Source organism: Streptomyces sp. NBC_00212 (genome assembly GCF_045206365.1).
Taxonomy (GTDB): Bacteria; Actinomycetota; Actinomycetes; order Streptomycetales; family Streptomycetaceae; genus Streptomyces.
Genome location: NZ_CP108115.1, coordinates 3,602,134 through 3,625,621 on the forward strand (window position 1 = coordinate 3,602,134; position 23,488 = coordinate 3,625,621).

Here is a 23,488-nt window from a genome sequence, read left to right on the forward strand (position 1 = left end):
TTCGCATTGCAACGTGAATCGGGCCGGATTCAGGGCGTGTTGGTCAGCCCAGCGCCCCCCGTACATCAGCCGAAGGGACCCGTACGGACACCCGGCTGCCCGGGTTCAGCTTGAGCGCGACATCGGCCGGGAGGAACGCGAGGAGTTGGGCACAGGGGATCGCCTGTAGCTGGGGTGCCGCGCTCGGGGCGTGTTTCGGGTCGGTCAGTACCGGAACGAAGCGGCCTTCGGCATCGGAGTGGAGGGCCGGCCCCGCTTCGGCCGTGGGCACCAGGTAGACCGTGGCTCCGGCCAAGCGCCGCACCAGGTCCGCCTCGGACCCGTGTCCGGTCCCTGCGAGCTGCATCGCAGCGTCGACCGCGTCCGTGGGGACGGGAAGCCCGAGCGCCATCGGCGACGGCCGGTAGTTGGGATTGCGGCTGAACGGCCCGGGCTCGCCTCGCTGGTCGACCGGCCAGGCCCCGATGACCGCGTACGGCGGCACCGTCCCCCTCGGGTCGTACGCCGGGTCGATCGAATAGCGCCGGCTGCCGGGTGCCCGCTTCGCCTGGGCCCTCAGCGCCCCGGTGAGGGCGGGCCCCGGAGCCGTCAGCCTGTTCTTGGCAGCCGTCACGGAGTCCTCCCACGCCGCGTAAGCGGCACGGTGCTCGGCCACCGAGACCACGTTCGCCGCGTCGGCCCCGTCGAAAAGCTCGACCATGTCATCGGGTGACGTCCCCGCTCCCGGGTGCAGTCTGTAGGCACGGGTACTGCCACTGGAGCGGAGCATGCCGCTCTGCCAGACGTCGGGCCGCGCCCCGTTGATCAGGAGCCGCCAGCCGAGTGCCTCAAGCTGGAGACGTACGTCCATCAAGGAGCCGAAGAGGTCCTCGGTCGCCGCCGACGCACTCCCCATGGACCGTCGGCCTGCACTCGGTACGGGGTCCGGCTGCGCTCGGCGAGCCACCAGGACACGCTGCACCAGACCCGCTCGTCACCACGCCCGGCAAGGGCGTCGTCCCGCCGGCCCATCATCGTCGCGGTCACGGCACCCATCCTGCCGACCGGCACCCCACACACCCCCGGCCGCCCCCTCGGCCCCCACCTCGCTGCCGCCGGCCCCGCCCGCCCGGACCCGCTCCAGACCTGCGAAACCTGCGACCGGGCCTTCCGCTCCCCCGAACCGGGCCACTGCCGCGGCTGCCGCCCCGGCCTCCAGGAGGACCCCCTTCCCGGCATCGAGATCACCAAGCAAGGCGAGGACGTCACCATCGGCGAGTGGACCATCTCCACGGCGGACCTGCCGCGCTACGCGTAGCGATACCGCGTAGCCCACCTCCAGCCGCCCTCCGCCCACCTCCACCCCCGCTACGCCCACCTCCAGGCCGCCCGCCCACCCCCGCTGGATAGCATCGCCGGTATCCCCCTCGGCACCCAGCGGACGGAACGTACGTGTACGACGTAAGCGGTCGCGCGCAGCGCAGCGGCACCGGCGGGCCCACCCGTCGCGCACTTCTCGGAACCGCGGCCGCCGTCGGCCTCACCGCCGCCGTCGCGGGATGTTCCGTACCGACGACCGGGCACACGGCGGCCCGCGCCGCCAAGGACGCCCCCCTCGCCTCACCCCGCACCCCCCTCCTCCTCCAGATCCTCGCCCACCCCGACGACGACCTGTACTTCATGAACCCCGACACCCAGCACACCCTCGACTCCGGAGTTCCGCTGGTCAGCGTGTACGTCACCGGCGGGGAGGCCAACGGGGACAACCGGGTGGTGAGTGACACCAGCCCGCCCGTGTACGACAAGGCCGCCTACTCCTCCGCACGGCACCAGGGGCTCCGGCAGGCCTACGCCGCCATCCTCGGGCTCGACAAGTACACGCCCTGGGAGAAGTCCGTCGCCGAGCTGCGCGGCGGGCACCGCGCCGAGGTCAACCGGCTCCAACACCGGGGCCGCAGGGTGGAGTTGGTGTTCCTCAACACCGCCATGCACACCCCGCTCGGGGGGCGGATGGGGCTGCCGAGCCTCTGGGAGGACCACCACCTCCAGCTGCCCGTCGTCATCGCCGAAGGGTCGCCGCTCACCCGGGCCAAGTCCTACACGTACGACGACATGGTCGACGTGCTCGCCGGCCTTCTCGACGACCACTCGCCCACCCTCGTCCAGACCCTCGACCCCGACCCGGACATCCAGCACAGCTCCCCCGCCGTCCGCTCGCACGACTCCGAGCAGCCGGGGTACGCCGATCACGCCGACCACACCGCCGCCGCCTCCTTCGCCTGGGCCGCGATGATCCGGCACGCCGAGCAGGGCAACGCCTTCCTCGCCACCGCCTACCGCGCCTACTACAACCGGCACTGGCCCAAGAACCTCCCCCCGAAGGTGCTCGCCGAGAAGGCCGCCCATCTCGTTCCGTACGGGGGAGACAAGGGGTGGCAGTGCGGGAATCCGGGAGGGTGCGGGGACTACAACGTCGGGGGGAACCGGCCGCTCACCAACTGGAAGGGCTGGGTGCGCTCCACCCACTACCGCCATCCCGGCACCCGGCTAACCGTGTCCGGCGACGGCATGCACGCCTACGGGGTGCTCGGGCTGCGCGCCGTGAGATGGACCCGCGGCTCCGATGACAGTTGGGGCGACCCCGAGGACCTCGGCGGATCGCCTCTCGCTCCCGTCCTCGGCGGCGCCACCCTCCCCGACGGGCGCCAGCTGCTGTTCGGGTTGCGGTTCTCCTCCCTCCAGGGGCGCGCCGGCGCCAACACCCGAGAGATCGTCACGCTCGAACAGGCCGTCCCCCACGGCAAGTTCGGGGTGTGGAAGGGGCTCGGCAATCCCGAGCGCGGGGACGATCGCGGGCGGCGGATCGGGCCTCCGCTCGCGCTCGCCGCGCCGGACGGCCGCGTCCACCTCTTCGTGCGCAACGCCGACCGCGGCATCAGCTCACGCATCCGGGCGGCGGACGGCACCTGGTCGCCGTGGCGCGATCTCGGCGGGGAGTCCGTACAGGAAGGCCTGAGCGGCGTCGTCGACGGGCGTGGGCGCGTGCACGTCTTCGCGGCCGGCGCCGACACCGTGCACCACTGGACCCAGCCCGCTCCGGGCAAGCCGCTCGCCCCCGCCCCCGCGCGGCTGCCGCTCGCCGTCGACGCGGTGGCCCCGGTCCCGCTCGGCGACGGCGTACAGCTCCTGTACCGCACGTCCACCGACCCCAAGAAGGCCCGCCAGGACCCCGGCTCCCCCGCCTCCCCGCACCTCACCTCCGTACGCCTCGATGGCAGCCCCGCGACCCCGGTCGCGCTCGACGGGTACGGGCCGGTCGGCGCCGAAGACGGATTCGTGCTGGGTACGGACGAGAAGGGGATCCTTCAACTGGCCGACAGACAAAGGGTGTTGAAGCGCACCCGGGGCGTGGTGCCCGTCGGGCTTCCCACCCTGTACGTCCGTGACGGGCGGGCTCTCGCCGTCGGGCTCGGAGTCGACGCCCGGCCCTGGTCCTGGCGCCCGTAAGGCCTCCGGACAACGCGAAGAGCCCCGCACCTCGAAAGGTGCGGGGCTCTTCTGACAGCTCAGCGAGCTACCAGGTCAGACGGTCAAGTAATTACTTGACGATCTTGACGACCTGGCCGGCGCCCACGGTCCGGCCACCCTCACGGATGGCGAACTTCAGGCCCTCCTCCATGGCGACGGGCTGGATGAGCGAAACGGTCATCTGGGTGTTGTCACCCGGCATGACCATCTCGGTGCCCTCGGGGAGGGTCACAACACCGGTCACGTCAGTCGTACGGAAGTAGAACTGCGGACGGTAGTTGTTGAAGAACGGCGTGTGACGGCCACCCTCGTCCTTGGACAGGATGTACGACTGGGCCTCGAACTCGGTGTGCGGCGTGACCGAACCGGGCTTGATGATGACCTGGCCGCGCTCGACGTCCTCGCGCTTGATGCCACGGAGGAGCAGACCGACGTTCTCACCGGCCTGGCCCTCGTCGAGCAGCTTGCGGAACATCTCGATGCCGGTGACCGTGGTGGTGGTCTTCTCGGTCTTGATACCGACGATGTCGACGGTCTCGTTGACCTTCAGGACACCACGCTCGATACGACCGGTGACGACGGTGCCACGGCCGGTGATCGTGAAGACGTCCTCGATCGGCATCAGGAACGGCTTGTCGACGTCACGCTCGGGCTGCGGGATGGACTCGTCGACGGCCTTCATCAGGTCGAGGACGGTCTGGCCCCACTTGGCGTCGCCCTCAAGGGCCTTGAGCGCCGAGACCTGGACGACCGGCAGGTCGTCGCCCGGGAACTCGTACTCGGAGAGGAGCTCACGGACCTCAAGCTCGACGAGCTCCAGGATCTCCTCGTCGTCCACCATGTCGGCCTTGTTCAGGGCGACGACGATGTACGGAACGCCGACCTGGCGGGCCAGGAGCACGTGCTCCTTGGTCTGCGGCATCGGGCCGTCGGTGGCGGCAACCACGAGGATCGCGCCGTCCATCTGCGCGGCACCCGTGATCATGTTCTTGATGTAGTCCGCGTGACCGGGGCAGTCGACGTGGGCGTAGTGACGCGACTCGGTCTGGTACTCGACGTGCGCGATCGAGATCGTGATACCGCGCTGGCGCTCCTCAGGAGCCTTGTCGATCTGGTCGAAGGCCGAGGCCTCGTTCAGGTCCGGGTACGCGTCGTGCAGCACCTTGGTAATGGCGGCCGTGAGGGTCGTCTTACCGTGGTCAATGTGACCGATGGTGCCGATGTTGACGTGCGGCTTAGTCCGCTCGAACTTCGCCTTCGCCACTGGGTCCTCCTGTGGAGTGGTTCTGTACGCCTTGCTTCATCGGCGCCAGGTGATCTTTGCTGGGATGCCGGGGCCCGGGGCATTCACCGCAAACCTGATGGTTTACGCCGAATGCCCCAGTGGCTCCGGTGACAAGCCTAAAGCGTGAACTCGGGAGAGTTACTCGCCCTTGGCCTTCGCGATGATCTCCTCGGCGACGTTCCGCGGAACCTCGGCGTAGGAGTCGAACTGCATCGAGTAGCTTGCGCGACCCGAGGTCTTGCTGCGGAGGTCGCCGACGTAGCCGAACATCTCCGAGAGGGGCACGAGGCCCTTCACGACACGGGCGCCGCTGCGCTCCTCCATGGCCTGGATCTGGCCACGGCGGGAGTTGATGTCACCGATGACTTCACCCATGTAGTCCTCGGGCGTGGTGACCTCGACGGACATCATCGGCTCAAGGAGCACGGGAGAAGCCTTGCGCGCGGCCTCCTTGAAGGCCTGCGAACCGGCGATCTTGAACGCGAGCTCGGAGGAGTCGACCTCGTGGTAGCCACCGTCGAGAAGGATGACGCGGACGCCAGTCATCTCGTAGCCGGCCAGGATGCCGAACTGCATGGCCTCCTGCGCACCCGCGTCCACCGACGGGATGTACTCCCGGGGGATGCGGCCACCGGTGACCTTGTTCACGAACTCGTACGACGCCTCGCCGCCCTCGATGGGCTCGATCGCGATCTGCACCTTGGCGAACTGACCGGTACCACCGGTCTGCTTCTTGTGGGTGTAGTCCACGCGCTCGACGACCTTGCGGATCGTCTCGCGGTACGCGACCTGCGGCTTGCCGACGTTCGCCTCGACCTTGAACTCGCGACGCATACGGTCGACGAGGACGTCGAGGTGAAGCTCGCCCATACCACCGATGATGGTCTGGCCGGTCTCCTCGTCCGAGTGCACCTGGAAGGAGGGGTCCTCCTCCGCGAGACGCTGGATGGCGACACCCAGCTTCTCCTGGTCACCCTTGGACTTGGGCTCGATGGCGACCTGGATCACCGGCGCCGGGAAGTCCATGGACTCCAGGATCACCGGGGCCTTGTCGTCACACAGCGTCTCACCGGTGGTGGTCTGCTTCAGGCCCATGACGGCGACGATGTCACCGGCGCCCACCGACTCGATCTCCTCACGCTTGTTCGCGTGCATGCGGTAGATCTTGCCGATGCGCTCCTTCTTGCCCTTGATGGGGTTCAGCACCGCGGTGCCGGCCTCCAGGCGTCCGGAGTAGATCCGGATGAAGGTGAGCTTGCCCAGGTGGGGGTCGCTCGCGATCTTGAACGCCAGCGCCGAGAGGGGCTCCTCGTCGGACGGCTTGCGCTTGACCACGACCTCCGGGTCCTTGACGTCGTGGCCCTCGATGGCCTCGACGTCCAGGGGGGAAGGCAGGTAACGGACCACGGCGTCGAGCAGGGGCTGGACGCCCTTGTTCTTGAACGCGGTGCCACAGAACACGGGGGTGACGGTGGTGTCGCCGCCCTTGCCGGACGCGATGGTGATACGACGCACCGCGGCGTACAGCTGCTCCTCGGTGGGCTCGACGCCCTCCAGGAACAGCTCCATGATCTGGTCGTCGTTCTCCGCGACGGTCTCGACCAGCTTGCCGCGCCACTCTTCAGCGGCCTCGACGTGCGTGGCCGGGATGTCGACGACGTCGTACATCTCGCCCTTGGTCGCTTCCGCGGACCACACGAGGGCCTTCATGCGGACCAGGTCCACAACGCCCTCGAAGTTGGCCTCGGCACCGATCGGCAGCTGCATCACGATCGGGGTCGCGCCGAGGCGGTCCACGATCATGTCCACGCAGCGGTGGAACTCGGCGCCGGTGCGGTCGAGCTTGTTGACGAAGCAGATACGCGGAACGCCGTAACGGTCGGCCTGACGCCAGACCGTCTCGGACTGCGGCTCCACACCGGCGACACCGTCGAACACGGTGACCGCACCGTCGAGGACGCGGAGCGAACGCTCCACCTCGACCGTGAAGTCCACGTGGCCCGGGGTGTCGATGATGTTGATGGTGTGGTCGACGTCCTCGAGCGGCCAGTGGCAGGTCGTCGCGGCGGACGTAATCGTGATGCCGCGCTCCTGCTCCTGCTCCATCCAGTCCATCGTGGCAGCGCCGTCGTGGACCTCACCGATCTTGTACGAGACACCGGTGTAGAACAGGATCCGCTCGGTGGTGGTCGTCTTGCCCGCGTCGATGTGAGCCATGATCCCGATGTTGCGGACCTTGGCCAGGTCAAGTGAAGTGGTAGCCATATCGGCTCAGTCTTCTCTCGGTCTCGATGTGGGTTCGGACTACCAGCGGTAGTGCGCGAAGGCCTTGTTGGACTCGGCCATCTTGTGGGTGTCCTCACGCTTCTTGACCGCAGCGCCGAGGCCGTTGGAGGCGTCGAGCAGCTCGTTCATGAGGCGTTCGGTCATGGTCTTCTCGCGGCGGGCGCGGGAGTAACCCACGACCCAGCGCAGCGCGAGGGTGGAGGCGCGACCAGGCTTGACCTCGATCGGCACCTGGTAGGTGGCGCCACCGACACGGCGGGACTTGACCTCGAGGGACGGCTTGACGTTCTCAAGGGCGCGCTTCAGCGTGATGACCGGGTCAGCGCCGGTCTTCTCGCGGAGGCCTTCCATGGCGCCGTAGACGATCCGCTCGGCGGTGGAGCGCTTGCCGTCCAGCAGGATCTTGTTGATCAGCGAGGTGACAAGAGGAGAGCTGTAGACCGGGTCGATGATGACCGGGCGCTTCGGGGCGGGGCCCTTACGAGGCATTCTTACTTCTCCTTCTTGGCGCCGTAGCGGCTGCGGGCCTGCTTGCGGTTCTTGACACCCTGGGTGTCGAGCGAACCGCGGATGATCTTGTAACGAACACCCGGCAGGTCCTTCACACGGCCACCACGCACGAGCACGATCGAGTGCTCCTGCAGGTTGTGTCCCTCACCCGGGATGTAGGCCGTGACCTCGATGCCGGAGGTCAGACGCACACGCGCGACCTTACGGAGGGCCGAGTTCGGCTTCTTCGGGGTGGTCGTGAACACACGCGTGCAGACGCCACGACGCTGGGGCGAACCCTCGAGCGCGGGCGTCTTGTTCTTCTCGACCTTGTCCTGCCGGCCCTTCCGGACCAGCTGCTGGATCGTAGGCACTACTTCTCCGGTTTCTGTGTGCCGTAGTAAAACTAACCTGGAACACGTCTCCGACCCACGCGGTCGGGTGTGTCGAATACTGCGGACTTCCGCCCGAGAGCGGAGAAGCGCAGATTGCGGTGGCCGGTCTGGGAGCTCACCCTGCGGACGTAGGCACGCAGCGGAGCCCAGGCACACCCCAGGCACAAGGTCTGAGCGTACCTACCTCATCGACTTGGGTCAAAACAAATGGCCACGCACGGGGCTCAGCACCCCGTGGGACATGTCACCCCATACCCGCCCTGTCCCCTTCGTGAGACAAACCGTCTCAGCAGGTGACTGTTTCAGGGGTTTGTCCCCGGCCGAATCACGACCTGAGGGGAAACCCCGAAGGGCGCCCACCCCGCGCGAAGCGGAGTGGGCGCCCTTCAGCAGACGTACGCCTTACTGGTTGTACGGACCGTAGTCGTAGTCCTCCAGCGGAACGGCCTGGCCGGAGCCCGTGCCGAACGGCGAGTAGTCGATGTCGTCGTAGCCGACGGCCGAGTACATCGCGGCCTTGGCCTCTTCGGTGGGCTCGACCCGGATGTTGCGGTAGCGGGACAGACCCGTACCGGCCGGGATGAGCTTACCGATGATGACGTTCTCCTTGAGGCCGATGAGGCTGTCGGACTTGGCGTTGATCGCCGCATCCGTCAGGACTCGGGTCGTCTCCTGGAAGGAGGCGGCCGACAGCCAGGATTCCGTCGCCAGCGAGGCCTTGGTGATACCCATCAGCTGCGGACGGCCGGAGGCCGGGTGGCCGCCTTCCGTGACCACACGACGGTTCTCGGTCTCGAACTTCGAGCGCTCGACGAGCTCGCCCGGCAGCAGCTCCGCGTCGCCGGACTCGATGATCGTCACGCGGCGCAGCATCTGCCGGATGATGATCTCGATGTGCTTGTCGTGGATCGACACGCCCTGCGAGTTGTAGACCTTCTGGACTTCGCCGACCAGGTGGACCTGGACCGCACGCTGACCGAGGATCCGCAGCACGTCGTGCGGGTTGGTGGCACCGACGGTGAGCTTCTGGCCCACCTCGACCGCGTCGCCCTCGCCGACCAGCAGACGGGCACGCTTGGAGATCGGGAACGCCGTCTCCTCGCTGCCGTCGTCCGGGGTGACGACGAGCTTCTTGGTCTTCTCGGTCTCCTCGATGCGGACGCGGCCCTTGGCCTCCGAGATCGGCGCGACACCCTTGGGGGTACGGGCCTCGAAGAGCTCGACGACACGCGGCAGACCCTGTGTGATGTCGTCACCGGCCACACCACCGGTGTGGAAGGTACGCATCGTCAGCTGGGTACCGGGCTCACCGATGGACTGGGCGGCGATGATGCCGACCGCCTCACCGATGTCGACCAGCTTGCCGGTGGCGAGCGAGCGTCCGTAGCAGAAGGCACAGGTGCCGACCGCGGACTCACAGGTCAGGACCGAGCGGGTCTTGACCTCCTCGACACCCGCACCCACGAGGGCGTCGATGAGCACGTCACCGAGGTCCACGTTGGCCGGCGCGATGACCTTGCCGTCGATGACGACGTCCTCGGCGAGCATGCGGGCGTAGACGGAGGTCTCGACGTCCTCGGTCTTGCGCAGCACGCCGTCGGCGCCCCGCTCCGCGATCTTGAGCTTGAGGCCGCGGTCGGTGCCGCAGTCCTCCTCGCGGATGATGACGTCCTGCGAGACGTCCACCAGACGACGGGTCAGGTAACCCGAGTCGGCGGTACGCAGGGCGGTGTCCGCCAGACCCTTACGGGCACCGTGCGTGGAGATGAAGTACTCCAGAACGGTGAGGCCCTCGCGGAAGGACGCCTTGATCGGACGCGGGATGGTCTCGTTCTTCGCGTTCGACACCAGACCACGCATACCGGCGATCTGACGCATCTGCATCATGTTTCCTCGGGCACCCGAGTCAACCATCATGAAGATGGGGTTCGTCTTGGGGAAGTTCGCGTTCATCGCCTCGGCAACCTCGTTGGTCGCCTTGGTCCAGATCGCGATGAGCTCCTGCGTGCGCTCGTCCTTGGTGATCAGACCGCGCTCGTACTGCTTCTGGACCTTCTCGTCCTGGGCCTCGTAGCCCTGGACGATGGCCTTCTTGGCCTCCGGGACGACGATGTCCGAAACGGCGACGGTGACGCCGGAACGGGTCGCCCAGAAGAAGCCGGCCGCCTTCAGGTTGTCGAGCGTCGCCGCCACGATGACCTTGGGGTAGCGCTCGGCGAGGTCGTTGACGATCTCGGAGAGCTGCTTCTTGCCCACCGAGTAGTCGACGAACGGGTAGTCCTCGGGCAGCAGCTCGTTGAAGAGCGCGCGGCCCAGGGACGTACGCAGCCGGAACGAGTCGCCCTGCTGCCAGGTCGTCTCGCCCTCCTCGTCGAGCGGCGGGGTCCAGCCGCGCGGCGGGACGGTGCCGATCGGGAAGCGGATGTCGACCTTCGCCTGGAGCGAGAGCTCCCGGGCGTCGAACGCCATGATCGCTTCGGCGGTCGAGTTGAACGCCCGGCCGGCGCCCTTGACCTCGCGCTCCTCTTCGTCCGTGGTGAGGAAGAAGAGGCCGAGCACCATGTCCTGGGTCGGCATGGTGACGGGACGACCGTCGGCCGGCTTCAGGATGTTGTTCGAGGACAGCATCAGGATGCGGGCCTCGGCCTGCGCCTCCGCGGAGAGCGGCAGGTGGACGGCCATCTGGTCACCGTCGAAGTCCGCGTTGAACGCGGTGCAGACGAGCGGGTGGATCTGGATGGCCTTGCCCTCGACCAGCTGGGGCTCGAAGGCCTGGATGCCGAGGCGGTGCAGCGTGGGCGCACGGTTCAGCAGAACCGGGTGCTCGGCGATGACCTCTTCGAGGACGTCGTAGACGACCGTGCGGCCGCGCTCGACCATCCGCTTGGCGCTCTTGATGTTCTGCGCGTGGTTCAGGTCGACCAGGCGCTTCATCACGAACGGCTTGAAGAGCTCCAGCGCCATGGCCTTCGGCAGACCACACTGGTGCAGCTTCAGCTGCGGACCGACGACGATCACGGAACGCGCGGAGTAGTCCACACGCTTGCCGAGCAGGTTCTGACGGAATCGACCCTGCTTGCCCTTGAGCATGTCGGACAGCGACTTCAGCGGACGGTTGCCGGGGCCCGTGACCGGGCGACCACGACGGCCGTTGTCGAAGAGCGCGTCGACGGCCTCCTGAAGCATGCGCTTCTCGTTGTTCACGATGATCTCGGGGGCGCCGAGGTCAAGGAGTCGCTTCAGGCGGTTGTTGCGGTTGATCACACGGCGGTACAGGTCGTTCAGGTCGGAGGTCGCGAAGCGGCCACCGTCCAGCTGCACCATCGGACGCAGGTCCGGCGGGATGACCGGGACGCAGTCGAGGACCATGCCCTTGGGGCTGTTGGAGGTCTGCAGGAACGCGGACACCACCTTCAGCCGCTTCAGCGCACGGGTCTTCTTCTGGCCCTTGCCGGTGCGGATGATCTCGCGGAGGCGCTCGGCCTCCTCGTCGAGGTCGAAGGTCTCCAGGCGCTTCTGCAGAGCAGCGGCACCCATCGAGCCGTCGAAGTACGTGCCGAAACGGTCACGCAGCTCGCGGTAGAGCAGCTCGTCGCCCTCAAGGTCCTGGACCTTGAGGTTCTTGAAGCGGCTCCACACCTCGTCGAGACGGTCGATCTCGCGCTGCGAACGGTCGCGCAGCTGCTTCATCTCGCGCTCGGCACCCTCGCGCACCTTGCGGCGCACGTCGGCCTTGGCACCCTCGGCCTCAAGCTCGGCGAGGTCCGTCTCAAGCTTCTTGGCGCGGGCTTCGAGGTCCGAGTCGCGGCGGTTCTCGATCTGCTGACGCTCGACGGAGACGTGCGCCTCCAGCGACGGCAGGTCGCGCGTACGGCGCTCCTCGTCCACGAACGTGATCATGTACGCGGCGAAGTAGATGACCTTTTCGAGGTCCTTCGGCGCGAGGTCGAGCAGGTAGCCAAGACGCGACGGAACGCCCTTGAAGTACCAGATGTGGGTCACGGGAGCGGCAAGCTCGATGTGGCCCATCCGCTCGCGGCGCACCTTGGCACGCGTGACCTCTACGCCACAGCGCTCACAGATGATGCCCTTGAAGCGGACGCGCTTGTACTTGCCGCAGTAGCACTCCCAGTCCCGGGTCGGACCGAAGATCTTCTCGCAGAAGAGTCCGTCCTTTTCGGGCTTGAGGGTGCGGTAGTTGATGGTCTCCGGCTTCTTGACCTCACCGTGGGACCACTGACGAATGTCGTCAGCAGTGGCGAGGCCGATCCGCAGCTCGTCGAAGAAGTTGACGTCGAGCACTTGTCGTCAATCCCTCTTTCGGGGTCGATTCTTCAAGATGGTCTGAGGGGGGTCCGGGGACGACGGGGGCTCTTAGCGAGCCCCCGTCAGACCCGTCAGACCTCTTCGACGCTGCTCGGCTCGCGCCGGGACAGGTCGATACCGAGCTCCTCCGCAGCGCGGAAGACGTCCTCGTCCGTGTCGCGCATCTCGATGGACATGCCGTCCGAGGACAGCACCTCCACGTTGAGGCAGAGCGACTGCATTTCCTTGATGAGCACCTTGAAGGACTCGGGAATGCCGGGCTCGGGAATGTTCTCGCCCTTGACGATGGCCTCGTAGACCTTCACACGGCCGGTCACGTCGTCGGACTTGATGGTCAGCAGCTCCTGGAGGGCGTACGCGGCGCCATAAGCCTCAAGCGCCCACACCTCCATCTCACCGAAGCGCTGGCCACCGAACTGGGCCTTACCACCCAGCGGCTGCTGGGTGATCATCGAGTACGGACCGGTCGAACGGGCGTGGAGCTTGTCGTCGACCAGGTGGTGCAGCTTCAGGATGTACATGTACCCGACCGAGATCGGGTCCGGGAACGGCTCGCCGGAGCGGCCGTCGAACAGGTTGGCCTTGCCCGAGGGCTGGACCAGCCGGTCGCCGTCGCGGTTCGGGATCGTGGCCTCGAAGAGGCCGGTGATCTCGTCCTCGCGGGCGCCGTCGAAGACCGGGGTCGCGACGTTGGTACCGGCGGCGACCTGGTCGGCGCCGATGGCCTGCAGACGCTGGGCCCAGTCGTCGGCCAGACCGGAGACGTCCCAGCCGCGGCTGGCGAGCCAGCCGAGGTGGATCTCCAGGACCTGTCCCGGGTTCATACGGGACGGGACACCGAGCGGGTTGAGGATGATGTCGACCGGAGTTCCGTCCTCGAGGAACGGCATGTCCTCGATCGGAAGGATCTTCGAGATGACGCCCTTGTTGCCGTGTCGGCCGGCGAGCTTGTCACCGTCCGTGATCTTGCGCTTCTGCGCCACGTAGACGCGAACCAGCTGGTTCACGCCCGGCGGCAGCTCGTCGCCCTCTTCACGGTCGAAGACGCGGACGCCGATGACCTTGCCGATCTCGCCGTGCGGCACCTTCAGCGAGGTGTCGCGCACCTCGCGGGCCTTCTCACCGAAGATCGCGCGCAGCAGGCGCTCTTCCGGCGTCAGCTCGGTCTCGCCCTTGGGCGTGACCTTGCCGACGAGGATGTCGCCGGCGACGACCTCGGCACCGATACGGATGATGCCGCGCTCGTCGAGGTCGGCGAGGACCTCCTCGGAGACGTTCGGGATGTCCCGGGTGATCTCCTCCGGGCCGAGCTTGGTGTCACGGGCGTCGACCTCGTGCTCCTCGATGTGGATCGAGGAGAGGACGTCGTCCTGCACGAGGCGCTGCGACAGGATGATCGCGTCCTCGTAGTTGTGACCCTCCCACGGCATGAACGCCACGAGCAGGTTCTTGCCCAGCGCCATCTCACCCTGCTGGGTGGCGGGACCGTCGGCCAGGACCTGGCCCTCGATCACGCGGGCGCCCTCGTCCACGACAACCTTCTGGTTGACCGAGGTGCCCTGGTTGGAGCGGGCGAACTTGGCGATCCGGTACGTGGTGTACGTGCCGTCGTCGTTGGCGACGGTGATGTAGTCCGCGGAGACCTCCTGGACGACACCCGCCTTCTCCGCCTTGATGACGTCACCGGCGTCGACCGCGCAGCGGTACTCCATGCCGGTGCCGACGAGCGGCGCCTCGGACGTGATCAGCGGCACGGCCTGACGCATCATGTTCGCGCCCATGAGGGCACGGTTGGCGTCGTCGTGCTCAAGGAACGGGATCATGGCGGTCGCGACCGACACCATCTGGCGCGGCGAGACGTCCATGTAGTCGACCTCGGTGCCGGGCACGTAGTCGACCTCGCCACCACGGCGGCGGACCAGCACGCGCGGCTCGGTGAACCGCATCTCGTCGTTGAGCGCGGCGTTGGCCTGCGCGATGACGAAGCGGTCCTCCTCGTCGGCGGTGACGTAGTCGACCTCGTCGGTGACCTGGCCGTCGACGACCTTGCGGTACGGCGTCTCGATGAAGCCGAACGCGTTGACGCGGCCGTACGAGGCGAGCGAACCGATCAGACCGATGTTCGGGCCTTCCGGGGTCTCAATCGGGCACATGCGGCCGTAGTGAGACGGGTGCACGTCACGGACCTCGAAGCCGGCCCGCTCGCGGGAGAGACCACCCGGGCCAAGCGCCGACAGACGGCGCTTGTGGGTGAGACCCGACAGCGGGTTGTTCTGGTCCATGAACTGCGACAGCTGGCTGGTGCCGAAGAACTCCTTGATGGAGGCGACGACCGGCCGGATGTTGATCAGGGTCTGCGGCGTGATCGCCTCGACGTCCTGGGTCGTCATGCGCTCACGCACGACGCGCTCCATACGAGCCAGACCCGTACGGACCTGGTTCTGGATGAGCTCGCCGACGTTGCGCAGACGACGGTTGCCGAAGTGGTCGATGTCGTCGGTCTCGACGACGATGTTCCGACCCGACTCGCCGACCGTCTCGGTCTCACCGGCGTGCAGCTTGACCAGGTACTTGATGGTCGCGATGACGTCGTCGGTGGTGAGCACGCCCGCGTCGAGGGGCTCGTCCGCGCCGAGCTTCTTGTTCACCTTGTAGCGGCCGACCTTGGCGAGGTCGTAGCGCTTCGGGTTGAAGTAGAGATTCTCGAGCAGCGTCTGAGCGGCCTCGCGCGTCGGCGGCTCGCCCGGGCGCAGCTTGCGGTAGATGTCGAGCAGCGCGTCGTCCTGGCCCTGGGTGTGGTCCTTCTCCAGGGTGGCGCGCATGGACTCGTACTCGCCGAACTCTTCAAGGATCTGCTCGGTGGTCCAACCGAGAGCCTTCAGGAGAACGGTGACGGACTGCTTGCGCTTGCGGTCGATGCGGACACCGACCATGTCGCGCTTGTCGATCTCCATTTCGAGCCAGGCACCCCGGGACGGGATGATCTTGGCCGTGAAGATGTCCTTGTCGGACGTCTTGTCGATGTTGGAGTCGAAGTAGACACCCGGCGAGCGGACCAGCTGCGACACGACGACACGCTCGGTGCCGTTGATGACGAAGGTGCCCTTGTTGGTCATGAGCGGGAAGTCGCCCATGAAGACCGTCTGGGACTTGATCTCGCCGGTCTCGTTGTTGGTGAACTCGGCGGTGACGAAGAGCGGGGCCGCGAACGTGAAGTCGCGCTCCTTGCACTCGTCGATCGAGTTCTTCGGCGGCTCGAAGCGGTGGTCGCGGAAGGTCAGCGACATCGACCCGGAGAAGTCCTCGATCGGAGAGATCTCTTCGAAGATCTCCTCCAGACCGGACTTGGTGGGGACGTCCTGTCCACTCTCGAGAGCGGCCTCGACCCGAGACTTCCAAGCGGCATTGCCGAGCAGCCAGTCAAAGCTCTCGGTCTGCAGCGCAAGAAGGTTCGGAACCTCGAGGGGCTCCTTGATCTTTGCAAAGGAGATGCGCAGCGGGGCGGTGCTGGCGCCGTTGTTCGTATTGGCGGTCGAGGCGTTGCGCGAGGCGGCCAAGAGGGGGTCCTTCCGAGGGCTCGGACTCACTACGCGCGTACCGGTCCCACGTGGGCACAGAGAGAGACGTTTCCCGACAGGGCCTAAGACGGCCAGGTCAGGGCGGTTCAATCAAAGATGCTCAAGCGAGGGCATGCCCCTGGTGACGGGCAGGGGACAGCTAACAGGCAGCGCAAAGGGACAGTGTAGCCACTCGGCACACTGATGTCCAGGGCGGATTTTTTGACACCCGCATTGCTCTTCTCAAGTACCTCGGTACCTCGGTCAGCCGTGCGCCGCGCAGACGCAGATTAGTACTGCCCTCTTCGCCGTCGATCCATGCCTCGGATGCGGATCGTTGTGACGACGCGTCCTGAGAATTGCGCGCTGCGTGCGGTTCGTCAAGACCCCTCCGCTCCCCGGAGATCGCCGCGGGAGTTGTGCGGGGCGTACGCCTGCGTCCTTGCCGAGCGGACGGCGAAGATCACCATACTCCCAGACAGGCCCCGCGCAAGGCCGACGTCACGGGTACGCCGAAGGGCGACCACCCGGATGGGTGATCGCCCTTGGCGGTGTCCAGCGGCGCGCTGACGCGCCTGCGAGACGAGTGCGGGTCCAAGCGGACCCGCGAGGTGTTACTTGACCTCGACGGAGGCGCCAGCAGCCTTGAGGGACTCGGCAGCCTTCTCCGCGGCCTCCTTGGCGACCTTCTCGAGGACCGGCTTCGGGGTGCCGTCGACGAGGTCCTTGGCCTCCTTCAGACCCAGGGAGGTCAGCTCGCGCACGACCTTGATGACCTGGATCTTCTTCTCGCCGGCGCCGGTGAGGATGACGTCGAACTCGTCCTGCTCCTCGACGGCCTCGGCGGCGGGGCCACCGGCGGCGGGACCGGCAACGGCGACGGCCGCGGCGGCGGTGACGTCGAACTTGTCCTCGAAGGCCTTCACGAACTCGGAGAGCTCGATGAGGGTCATCTCCTCGAACTGAGCGAGCAGGTCTTCCTGGCTGAGCTTCGCCATGATGGGCGATCCTTCCACTAATTCGGCAGGTGCCGGATGTACATGTAGGCGGGCGTACGTTCGGCCCGCTGCGACCGTCGCCCTAGCGGGCGGCGATCAATGCGCGAGCCGAATTACTCGGCACCGCCCTGCTCGGCGAGCTTGACGCGAAGCGCTTCCGCGGTGCGGACGAACTTCGACGGCAGCGCCTGGAGGAGCGAGGCAGTCTGCGACTGCTTGCCCTTGAACGCGCCGGCCAGCTTGCTGAGCAGAACCTCGCGGGACTCGAGGTCCGCAAGCTTCTTGATCTCATCGGCGGACAGCGCCTTGCCATCAAGGACACCGCCCTTGATGATCAGGTTCGGGTTCTCCTTGGCGAAGTCACGAAGACCCTTCGCCGACTCCACCGGGTCACCGGTGATGAAGGCAACCGCCGTCGGACCGTTGAACTGGTCGTCGAGCGAAGTGATCCCGGCCTCGTTGGCCGCAATCTTGGTCAGCGTGTTCTTCACCACGGCGTACTGGGCGTTCTCACCGAGCGAACGACGCAGCGTCTTGAGCTGCGCCACGGTGAGACCCCGGTACTCGGTCAGCACGGCGGCGTTCGAGCTGCGGAACTGGTCCGCGAGCTCGGCTACCGCGGCAGCCTTGTCGGGCCTTGCCATAGAGCGTCGGCCTCCTTCCGGGTGATGAGGACCGCTCAGAAGGGGCTGAACAATACGAAACGCCCCGGCGCAGGCGCACGGGGCGTAGCTCAACCAGCTGCACTCAGAAGAGGAACATCCGGGAACTTTCCACGGTCACCTGCGCGGGTCGTCCGCATCCAGCGGATCCTTCGGCCACCGCCCCTTCGAATGAAGGCACGGCAACGACCAGCGGTCTTTGGCTTCTGGGGAAGCTTACGTTACGGCGTCCGTGTCAAGCAAATCCGCTCGTACGGGGTGCGGATGCGGGGGCCGGCACGGACGCCGCCGGGGCGGGCGGCCCCCCGCGCCGGACGGCCCGTCAGGCGTCCCCGCCGGTGCCGGCACCCGCGCCGGCGCTCTTCATCATCTCGGCCATGTCGAACGTCTCGGCCGCCGGCGGGGCCTTGACCGCGACCTTGGCGCCGTAGTCCGAGTAGTGGGCGTTCATGGTGATCTTGCCCTGTGGCGTGGCGATGCCGAGGTTCATCTGCACCGGGTAGCCGTCCTTGTTGATCCAGAGCTCGGTGTCGTAGCCCTTGATGCCGGACTGCTTCGCGGTGTCGAGGAGCTTCTGACGGTCCTGGGCGGACATGCCGTCCAGCGCCTGGTTGCTCGCGGCCATCTCGTCCAGCGTCAGGGTGCCCTTGTAGTGCTCCGCCGGGGCTCCGTCGATCTGCTCGCTGCCGAGGTGCTTCAGGCTCGGCGAGTCCGTCAGGACGGCGAGCTGCTGGGCCGGGTCCTGCTTCTCGGCACCGCCGGTCAGCGACTGGGAGGAAGCCGCGCTCCCGCCGCCCGCCTGGGCCAGTGCGCCGAGGTCCATCTTCATCCAGTGCTTGCCGTCCATGTGCTGGGACAGCGCGGTTCCCATGTCCATGTACATGACGTTGTCCAGCTGGACCATCCGGATCTTGTCCGGTGCGTCCTTGCCCGCCTGGGCGAAGGCGGACCCGCTCATGGTCATGTCCATCGCCGCCGGGTCCCACGACTGGACCCCGGACATCACCATGTCGCCCGCGCCCGCGCCGGCGGCGCCCGCGGCCCCGGCCGGCATCGACATCTTCAGGGTGACCTTCGCCGACTTGGCCGCCGACGTCTTCTTGTAGGCCGCCTGGAGCGCCGTGCGGGCATCCTTCGCGCTCGACTGCGGAGCGGCCTTCTTCGGCACCTCAGCGGCCTTCTTGGAGTCGCCGCCGCTCTGGCATCCGGCGGCCGCCGCCACCAGGATTCCAACCGCCGCGAGGGATATCCCGGCGCGCTTGACGGACTTGCTCATTACGTCCCCACCCCATAGATCAAAAAGACGACAAACCTTCACAACCGTAACTCAGCGCACTGACAGCGGGCACATGAAAAAACCGGCCCCCGCCCCTCCGAAGAGGTGCGGGGGCCGGTCTCAGTACACGAAGTACGTCTCAGTACGCGAACCCGCGACTGCCGGTGATCCGAGGGATCAGACGGCGGCCGGGTCCTCCTCGACGAGGAGGTTGCGGGTGCGGTTCGAGTCGAGGGAGATACCGGGGCCCATCGTGGTGGTGATGGTCGCCTTCTTGATGTACCGGCCCTTGGCGGCGGACGGCTTCAGACGGAGGATCTCCTCCAGAGCCGCACCGTAGTTCTCCACCAGCTTGGCGTCGTCGAAGGACACCTTGCCGATGATGAAGTGCAGGTTCGAGTGCTTGTCGACGCGGAACTCGATCTTGCCGCCCTTGATCTCCTCGACCGCCTTGGCGACGTCGGGGGTGACCGTGCCGGTCTTCGGGTTCGGCATCAGACCACGGGGACCGAGCACGCGGCCGAGGCGGCCGACCTTGCCCATGAGGTCCGGGGTGGCGACGACGGCGTCGAAGTCCAGACGGCCCTTCGAAACCTCGTCGATGAGCTCGTCGGAGCCGACGATGTCGGCGCCCGCGGCAAGCGCGGCCTCGGCACGGTCGCCGGTCGCGAAGACCAGGACCCGGGCGGTCTTACCGGTGCCGTGCGGGAGGTTCACGGTGCCACGGACCATCTGGTCGGCCTTGCGCGGGTCGACACCCAGGCGGAAGGCGACCTCGACGGTGCCGTCGAACTTGGTCGTGGAGGTCTCCTTGGCGAGACGGACCGCCTCGAGCGGCGCGTACAGCTTGTCCGCGTCGATCTTGGCGTCCGCAGCGCGGAGAGTCTTGCTGCGCTTCACTTCAGCTCCTGTGTTGGTTCAGGCATGGAGTCGTGGTGCGGGCCAGCGCTTGGCCCTACCACTGGAGGTCAAACGGGGGTGAGCTGAGATCAGCCCTCGACCGTGATGCCCATGGAACGGGCGGTGCCGGCGATGATCTTCGACGCGGCGTCCAGGTCGTTGGCGTTCAGGTCGGCGAGCTTCGTCGTGGCGATCTCGCGGACCTGGGCCTCGGTGATCTTGGCGACCTTGGTCTTGTGCGGCTCGCCGGAGCCCTTCTCGACACCAGCGGCCTTGAGGATCATCTTCGCGGCCGGCGGAGTCTTGGTGATGAAGGTGAAGGAGCGGTCTTCGTAGACCGTGATCTCCACCGGGATCACCCAGCCACGCTGCGACTCGGTCGCGGCGTTGTAGGCCTTGCAGAACTCCATGATGTTGACGCCGTGCTGGCCGAGCGCGGGGCCGACCGGCGGGGCCGGGTTCGCCGCACCGGCGTTGATCTGGAGCTTGATAAGCCCCGTGACCTTCTTCTTCTTGGGAGGCATTGCTCTCTCCGGGTCCTAGTGAGAGTGAACCGCCTGCATCCGATCAACCGGATGGAGGCATACCGCACAACGATAACGGGTATAGCTGCGCGGCTAAAAACCGAGCAGGTCAGAGGGGCTGCGAGAGCCTCTCTGACCTGCTCGGAAGTGCTGGTTCCAGAAAGCGCCGGCTGGCTGCGGCTGCTAGTTCTTCTGGATCTGGTCGAAGCTGAGCTCGACCGGGGTCTCGCGGCCGAAGATCTCGACGAGGCCCTTGACCTTCTTCGAGTCGGCGTTGATTTCGTTGATGGTCGCCTGCAGCGTCGCGAACGGGCCGTCGGTGACGGTGACCGAGTCGCCCACCTCGAAGTCCAGGACCTGGACCTCGACCTTGCGCTGCGGAGCAGGCTTGCCCTCGGCCTCGGCGGCCTCACGGGCGGCCTTCTCCTCGGCCTCCGGGGCGAGCATCTTCACGATCTCGTCGAGCGTCAGCGGGTACGGGTCGTAGGCGTTGCCCACGAAGCCGGTGACACCGGGGGTGTTGCGGACGACGCCCCAGGACTCGTTCGTCAGATCCATGCGGACGAGAACGTAACCGGGCAGCTTGTTCTGCCGGACGTTCTTGCGCTCGCCGTTCTTGATCTGGACGATCTCCTCTTCGGGGACCTCGGCCTGGTAGATGAACTCCTCGACGTTCAGCGAGACGGCACGCTGTTCGAGGTTGGCCTTCACACGCTTCTCGTAACCGGCGTACGTGTGGATGACGTACCACTCGCCGGGCAGGAAGCGGAGCTCCTGGCGCAGGGCCTCGACCGGGTCGACGGGGGCGGCGGGCTCCGCCGGCTCCTCGTCCTCGCCGGATTCGGCGGAGACCTCGGCGGGCTCCTCGGACTCGTCGTCCGATTCGGCGTCCTCGTCCTCGACGGATTCGGCGGAGGCCTCGGCCTCGTCGGCAACGTCCTCGTCGGTCACGTCGGAAGCCTCGGCGGCTTCGGCCTCGGGCTCGGCGTCGTCGGACTCGACGTGCAGGGCAGCCTCTTCGGCCGCTTCGCCCGCAGCGGCGTCGGCAGCCTCGGCCTCGTCCTCGTCGGCCGCCTCGATGATCTCGAGCTCGTCCTCGACGGACTCGACCGACTCGATGGCGTCGTTCAGGTTCGGGTCAGACACGGTGGCTGCTTCTTCCTGGCTACAGATGGGGTGGAACATGCGAAAGGGGCGCCGATTGAGGGGCGCCCTTCGCTGATCAGCCGAAGACGTACTTGACTACCTGCGAGAAGCCGGAGTCAATCAACGTCACGATGCCAATCATGATGACAACGAACACGATCACCACGGAGGTGTACGTCGTCAGCTGGCTGCGTGTCGGCCAGACAACTTTACGGAGTTCGGCGACGACCTGCCGGTAGAAGAGCGCGAGACGGCCCAGAGGGCCCTTCTTGCCGCGCTTACCGCCCTTGCGGGCCTTCTTCTTCGAATCCTTGGACTCCGCTGCCTCGTCCTGGGCATCAGGCATGTCGATGGAGCCCACGGCGTCCGTCACGCTTCTCACCTGATTCCGGGTCATGGCCGTGCCGCGCCCGGTGGAGCCGCACGGCGGTGCATTGAAGTACGTACATGCGCACACATCCTGGCGAAGGTGTGTGTAGCAGGGCCGGAGGGACTTGAACCCCCAACCGCTGGTTTTGGAGACCAGTGCTCTACCAATTGAGCTACGACCCTTTGTGGTTCCCCCAACCTACCGCATGTGGTGGTGTGGTCGGTGAGGGCCAACAGGCAGTGAGTGTACGTGGTCAGGGGCCCGGCGTCGAACAGCTTGCTCCCGAACACCTTCCGAATCGCTTCCGGATCACTTCCGGATCGGTTTCCGCATCCTTTCCGACCGCCTCCTCATCACCTCCGCCTCCCCTTCGCACGGCTTCCTTAAGGACGCCGCCCGGACGCCTGTCCACATGCTGACCGGTCCGTGAAACGCGGGTGCTCCCTTCCTGGGAGGTCTGGGACCATGGCCCGCATGAGCGCTGCAACTCCCCCGCCTTCCTCCCCCACCGAGCGCCGGGTATCCGCGCGCATCGGCGCCATCTCCGAGTCCGCGACCCTCGCCGTCGACGCCAAGGCCAAGGCCCTCAAGGCCGCCGGGCGTCCGGTCATCGGCTTCGGCGCGGGCGAGCCCGACTTCCCGACGCCCGACTACATCGTCGAGGCCGCCGTCGAGGCCTGCCGCAACCCGAAGTACCACCGCTACACGCCGGCGGGGGGCCTGCCCGAGCTCAAGGCCGCGATCGCCGCGAAGACGCTGCGCGACTCCGGCTACGAGGTCGACGCCTCGCAGGTCCTGGTGACCAACGGCGGCAAGCAGGCGATCTATGAGGCCTTCGCGGCGATCCTCGACCCGGGCGACGAGGTCATCGTCCCGGCGCCGTACTGGACCACCTACCCCGAGTCGATCCGGCTCGCGGGCGGTGTCCCGGTGGACGTCGTGGCCGACGAGACCACCGGATACCGCGTGTCGGTGGAGCAGTTGGAGGCGGCCCGTACGGAGCGTACGAAGGTCGTTCTGTTCGTCTCTCCGTCCAACCCCACCGGCGCCGTCTACAGCGAGGCCGACGCCGAGGCGATCGGGCGCTGGGCCGTCGAGCACGGCCTGTGGGTCATGACCGACGAGATCTACGAGCACCTGGTGTACGGCAGCGCCGCGTTCACCTCGCTGCCCGCGATCGTGCCCGAGCTGCGCGACAAGTGCATCGTCGTCAACGGCGTCGCCAAGACCTTCGCGATGACCGGCTGGCGGGTCGGGTGGATCATCGGCCCGAAGGACGTCGTGAAGGCCGCGACCAACCTCCAGTCGCACGCGACGTCGAACGTCAGCAATGTGGCCCAGGTGGCCGCCCTGGCCGCCGTCTCCGGGAACCTCGACGCGGTCGCCGAGATGCGCGAGTCCTTCGACCGGCGCCGCCGGACCATGGTGCGGATGCTGAGCGAGATCGACGGCGTGGTCTGCCCCACCCCCGAGGGCGCGTTCTACGCCTACCCCTCGGTGAAGGCCCTGCTCGGCAAGGAGATCCGGGGCAAGCGCCCGCAGACCTCGACCGAGCTCGCCGCGCTGATCCTGGACGAGACCGAGGTCGCGGTCGTCCCCGGCGAGGCCTTCGGCACGCCGGGCTATCTGCGGCTCTCCTACGCCCTGGGCGACGAGGACCTCGTCGAGGGCGTCTCCCGGATCCAGAAGCTGCTGGCCGAGGCCAAGGACTGACGTCCGCTCCGCTCACGGGGGCCGGGTACCGGTTTGGGTACCCGGCCCCCGTTG

At 67.0% G+C, this 23,488-nt stretch carries 17 protein-coding genes and 1 tRNA gene; 3 read left to right on the forward strand and 15 right to left on the reverse strand.

Annotated features, from left to right (window positions below):
* Positions 1–43 precede the first annotated feature (43 nt).
* Positions 44–700 (reverse strand): type VII secretion system-associated protein, encoded by a 657-nt coding sequence (locus tag OHA17_RS16360; protein WP_406507256.1) that lies wholly within the window; start codon positions 698–700, stop codon positions 44–46.
* Between the two features lie 27 nt (positions 701–727).
* Here OHA17_RS16360 and OHA17_RS16365 point away from each other — a divergent pair, with 27 nt between their 5' ends.
* Together OHA17_RS16365 and OHA17_RS16370 are read left to right on the forward strand one after the other, a co-directional pair.
* The gene (locus tag OHA17_RS16365) at positions 728–1,297 is read left to right on the forward strand and encodes a hypothetical protein (protein ID WP_406507257.1); all 570 of its coding nucleotides are present in this window, start codon (positions 728–730) and stop codon (positions 1,295–1,297) included.
* A 134-nt stretch (positions 1,298–1,431) separates the two neighbouring features.
* Entirely contained in the window at positions 1,432–3,486 is a 2,055-nt protein-coding gene (locus OHA17_RS16370; protein WP_406507258.1) for a PIG-L family deacetylase, read from the forward strand.
* Positions 3,487–3,577: 91 nt separating this feature from the next.
* Here OHA17_RS16370 and tuf read toward each other — a convergent pair whose 3' ends face one another.
* From tuf to OHA17_RS16440, 14 genes are all read right to left on the reverse strand, one after another.
* The gene (tuf, locus tag OHA17_RS16375; RefSeq protein ID WP_406507259.1) at positions 3,578–4,771 is read right to left on the reverse strand and encodes an elongation factor Tu; all 1,194 of its coding nucleotides are present in this window, start codon (positions 4,769–4,771) and stop codon (positions 3,578–3,580) included.
* Between the two features lie 159 nt (positions 4,772–4,930).
* On the reverse strand, positions 4,931–7,057 hold the full coding sequence (gene fusA / locus OHA17_RS16380; protein WP_398875705.1) for an elongation factor G: 2,127 nt from the start codon (positions 7,055–7,057) through the stop codon (positions 4,931–4,933).
* 39 nt (positions 7,058–7,096) lie between these two features.
* Positions 7,097–7,567 carry a 30S ribosomal protein S7 gene (gene rpsG / locus OHA17_RS16385; RefSeq protein WP_161245599.1) on the reverse strand — a complete coding sequence of 157 codons (471 nt, stop codon included), beginning with the start codon at positions 7,565–7,567 and terminating at the stop codon, positions 7,097–7,099.
* Between the two features lie 2 nt (positions 7,568–7,569).
* Positions 7,570–7,941 (reverse strand): 30S ribosomal protein S12, encoded by a 372-nt coding sequence (gene rpsL / locus OHA17_RS16390; protein WP_003948652.1) that lies wholly within the window; start codon positions 7,939–7,941, stop codon positions 7,570–7,572.
* Positions 7,942–8,364: 423 nt separating this feature from the next.
* Positions 8,365–12,264, reverse strand: coding sequence for a DNA-directed RNA polymerase subunit beta' (locus tag OHA17_RS16395; protein WP_406507260.1), 3,900 nt, complete (start codon positions 12,262–12,264; stop codon positions 8,365–8,367).
* A 95-nt stretch (positions 12,265–12,359) separates the two neighbouring features.
* Positions 12,360–15,845 carry a DNA-directed RNA polymerase subunit beta gene (gene rpoB / locus OHA17_RS16400; protein ID WP_406507261.1) on the reverse strand — a complete coding sequence of 1,162 codons (3,486 nt, stop codon included), beginning with the start codon at positions 15,843–15,845 and terminating at the stop codon, positions 12,360–12,362.
* A 614-nt stretch (positions 15,846–16,459) separates the two neighbouring features.
* A complete protein-coding gene (gene rplL, locus OHA17_RS16405) occupies positions 16,460–16,843 on the reverse strand; it encodes a 50S ribosomal protein L7/L12 (protein ID WP_406507262.1) in 384 nt (127 codons plus the stop codon).
* A 113-nt stretch (positions 16,844–16,956) separates the two neighbouring features.
* Positions 16,957–17,487 (reverse strand): 50S ribosomal protein L10, encoded by a 531-nt coding sequence (gene rplJ / locus OHA17_RS16410; protein ID WP_053731188.1) that lies wholly within the window; start codon positions 17,485–17,487, stop codon positions 16,957–16,959.
* Between the two features lie 340 nt (positions 17,488–17,827).
* Positions 17,828–18,781, reverse strand: coding sequence for a hypothetical protein (locus tag OHA17_RS16415; protein WP_406507263.1), 954 nt, complete (start codon positions 18,779–18,781; stop codon positions 17,828–17,830).
* 177 nt (positions 18,782–18,958) lie between these two features.
* Positions 18,959–19,681, reverse strand: a complete 723-nt coding sequence (gene rplA, locus OHA17_RS16420; protein ID WP_053731186.1) for a 50S ribosomal protein L1 — start codon at positions 19,679–19,681, stop codon at positions 18,959–18,961.
* An 89-nt stretch (positions 19,682–19,770) separates the two neighbouring features.
* Positions 19,771–20,205, reverse strand: coding sequence for a 50S ribosomal protein L11 (gene rplK, locus OHA17_RS16425; protein ID WP_053731185.1), 435 nt, complete (start codon positions 20,203–20,205; stop codon positions 19,771–19,773).
* 183 nt (positions 20,206–20,388) lie between these two features.
* Positions 20,389–21,351 (reverse strand): transcription termination/antitermination protein NusG, encoded by a 963-nt coding sequence (nusG, locus tag OHA17_RS16430; RefSeq protein ID WP_398875708.1) that lies wholly within the window; start codon positions 21,349–21,351, stop codon positions 20,389–20,391.
* A gap of 76 nt (positions 21,352–21,427) precedes the next feature.
* Positions 21,428–21,724, reverse strand: a complete 297-nt coding sequence (gene secE / locus OHA17_RS16435) for a preprotein translocase subunit SecE (RefSeq protein ID WP_053731183.1) — start codon at positions 21,722–21,724, stop codon at positions 21,428–21,430.
* A 106-nt stretch (positions 21,725–21,830) separates the two neighbouring features.
* Positions 21,831–21,903, reverse strand: a tRNA-Trp gene (locus OHA17_RS16440).
* A gap of 292 nt (positions 21,904–22,195) precedes the next feature.
* Between OHA17_RS16440 and OHA17_RS16445 the strand changes: the two genes are divergently transcribed.
* A complete protein-coding gene (locus OHA17_RS16445; RefSeq protein WP_053731197.1) occupies positions 22,196–23,434 on the forward strand; it encodes a pyridoxal phosphate-dependent aminotransferase in 1,239 nt (412 codons plus the stop codon).
* Positions 23,435–23,488: the final 54 nt, after the last annotated feature.

Coding starts and splice junctions, on each gene's coding strand:
- OHA17_RS16360 (WP_406507256.1), bottom strand. CDS start 700: ATGGTCGAGCTTTTCGACGGGGCCGACGCGGCGAACGTGGTCTCGGTG.
- fusA (WP_398875705.1), bottom strand. CDS start 7,057: ATGGCTACCACTTCACTTGACCTGGCCAAGGTCCGCAACATCGGGATC.
- rpsG (WP_161245599.1), bottom strand. CDS start 7,567: ATGCCTCGTAAGGGCCCCGCCCCGAAGCGCCCGGTCATCATCGACCCG.
- rplL (WP_406507262.1), bottom strand. CDS start 16,843: ATGGCGAAGCTCAGCCAGGAAGACCTGCTCGCTCAGTTCGAGGAGATG.
- rplJ (WP_053731188.1), bottom strand. CDS start 17,487: ATGGCAAGGCCCGACAAGGCTGCCGCGGTAGCCGAGCTCGCGGACCAG.
- OHA17_RS16415 (WP_406507263.1), bottom strand. CDS start 18,781: ATGAGCAAGTCCGTCAAGCGCGCCGGGATATCCCTCGCGGCGGTTGGA.
- rplK (WP_053731185.1), bottom strand. CDS start 20,205: ATGCCTCCCAAGAAGAAGAAGGTCACGGGGCTTATCAAGCTCCAGATC.
- OHA17_RS16445 (WP_053731197.1), top strand. CDS start 22,196: ATGAGCGCTGCAACTCCCCCGCCTTCCTCCCCCACCGAGCGCCGGGTA.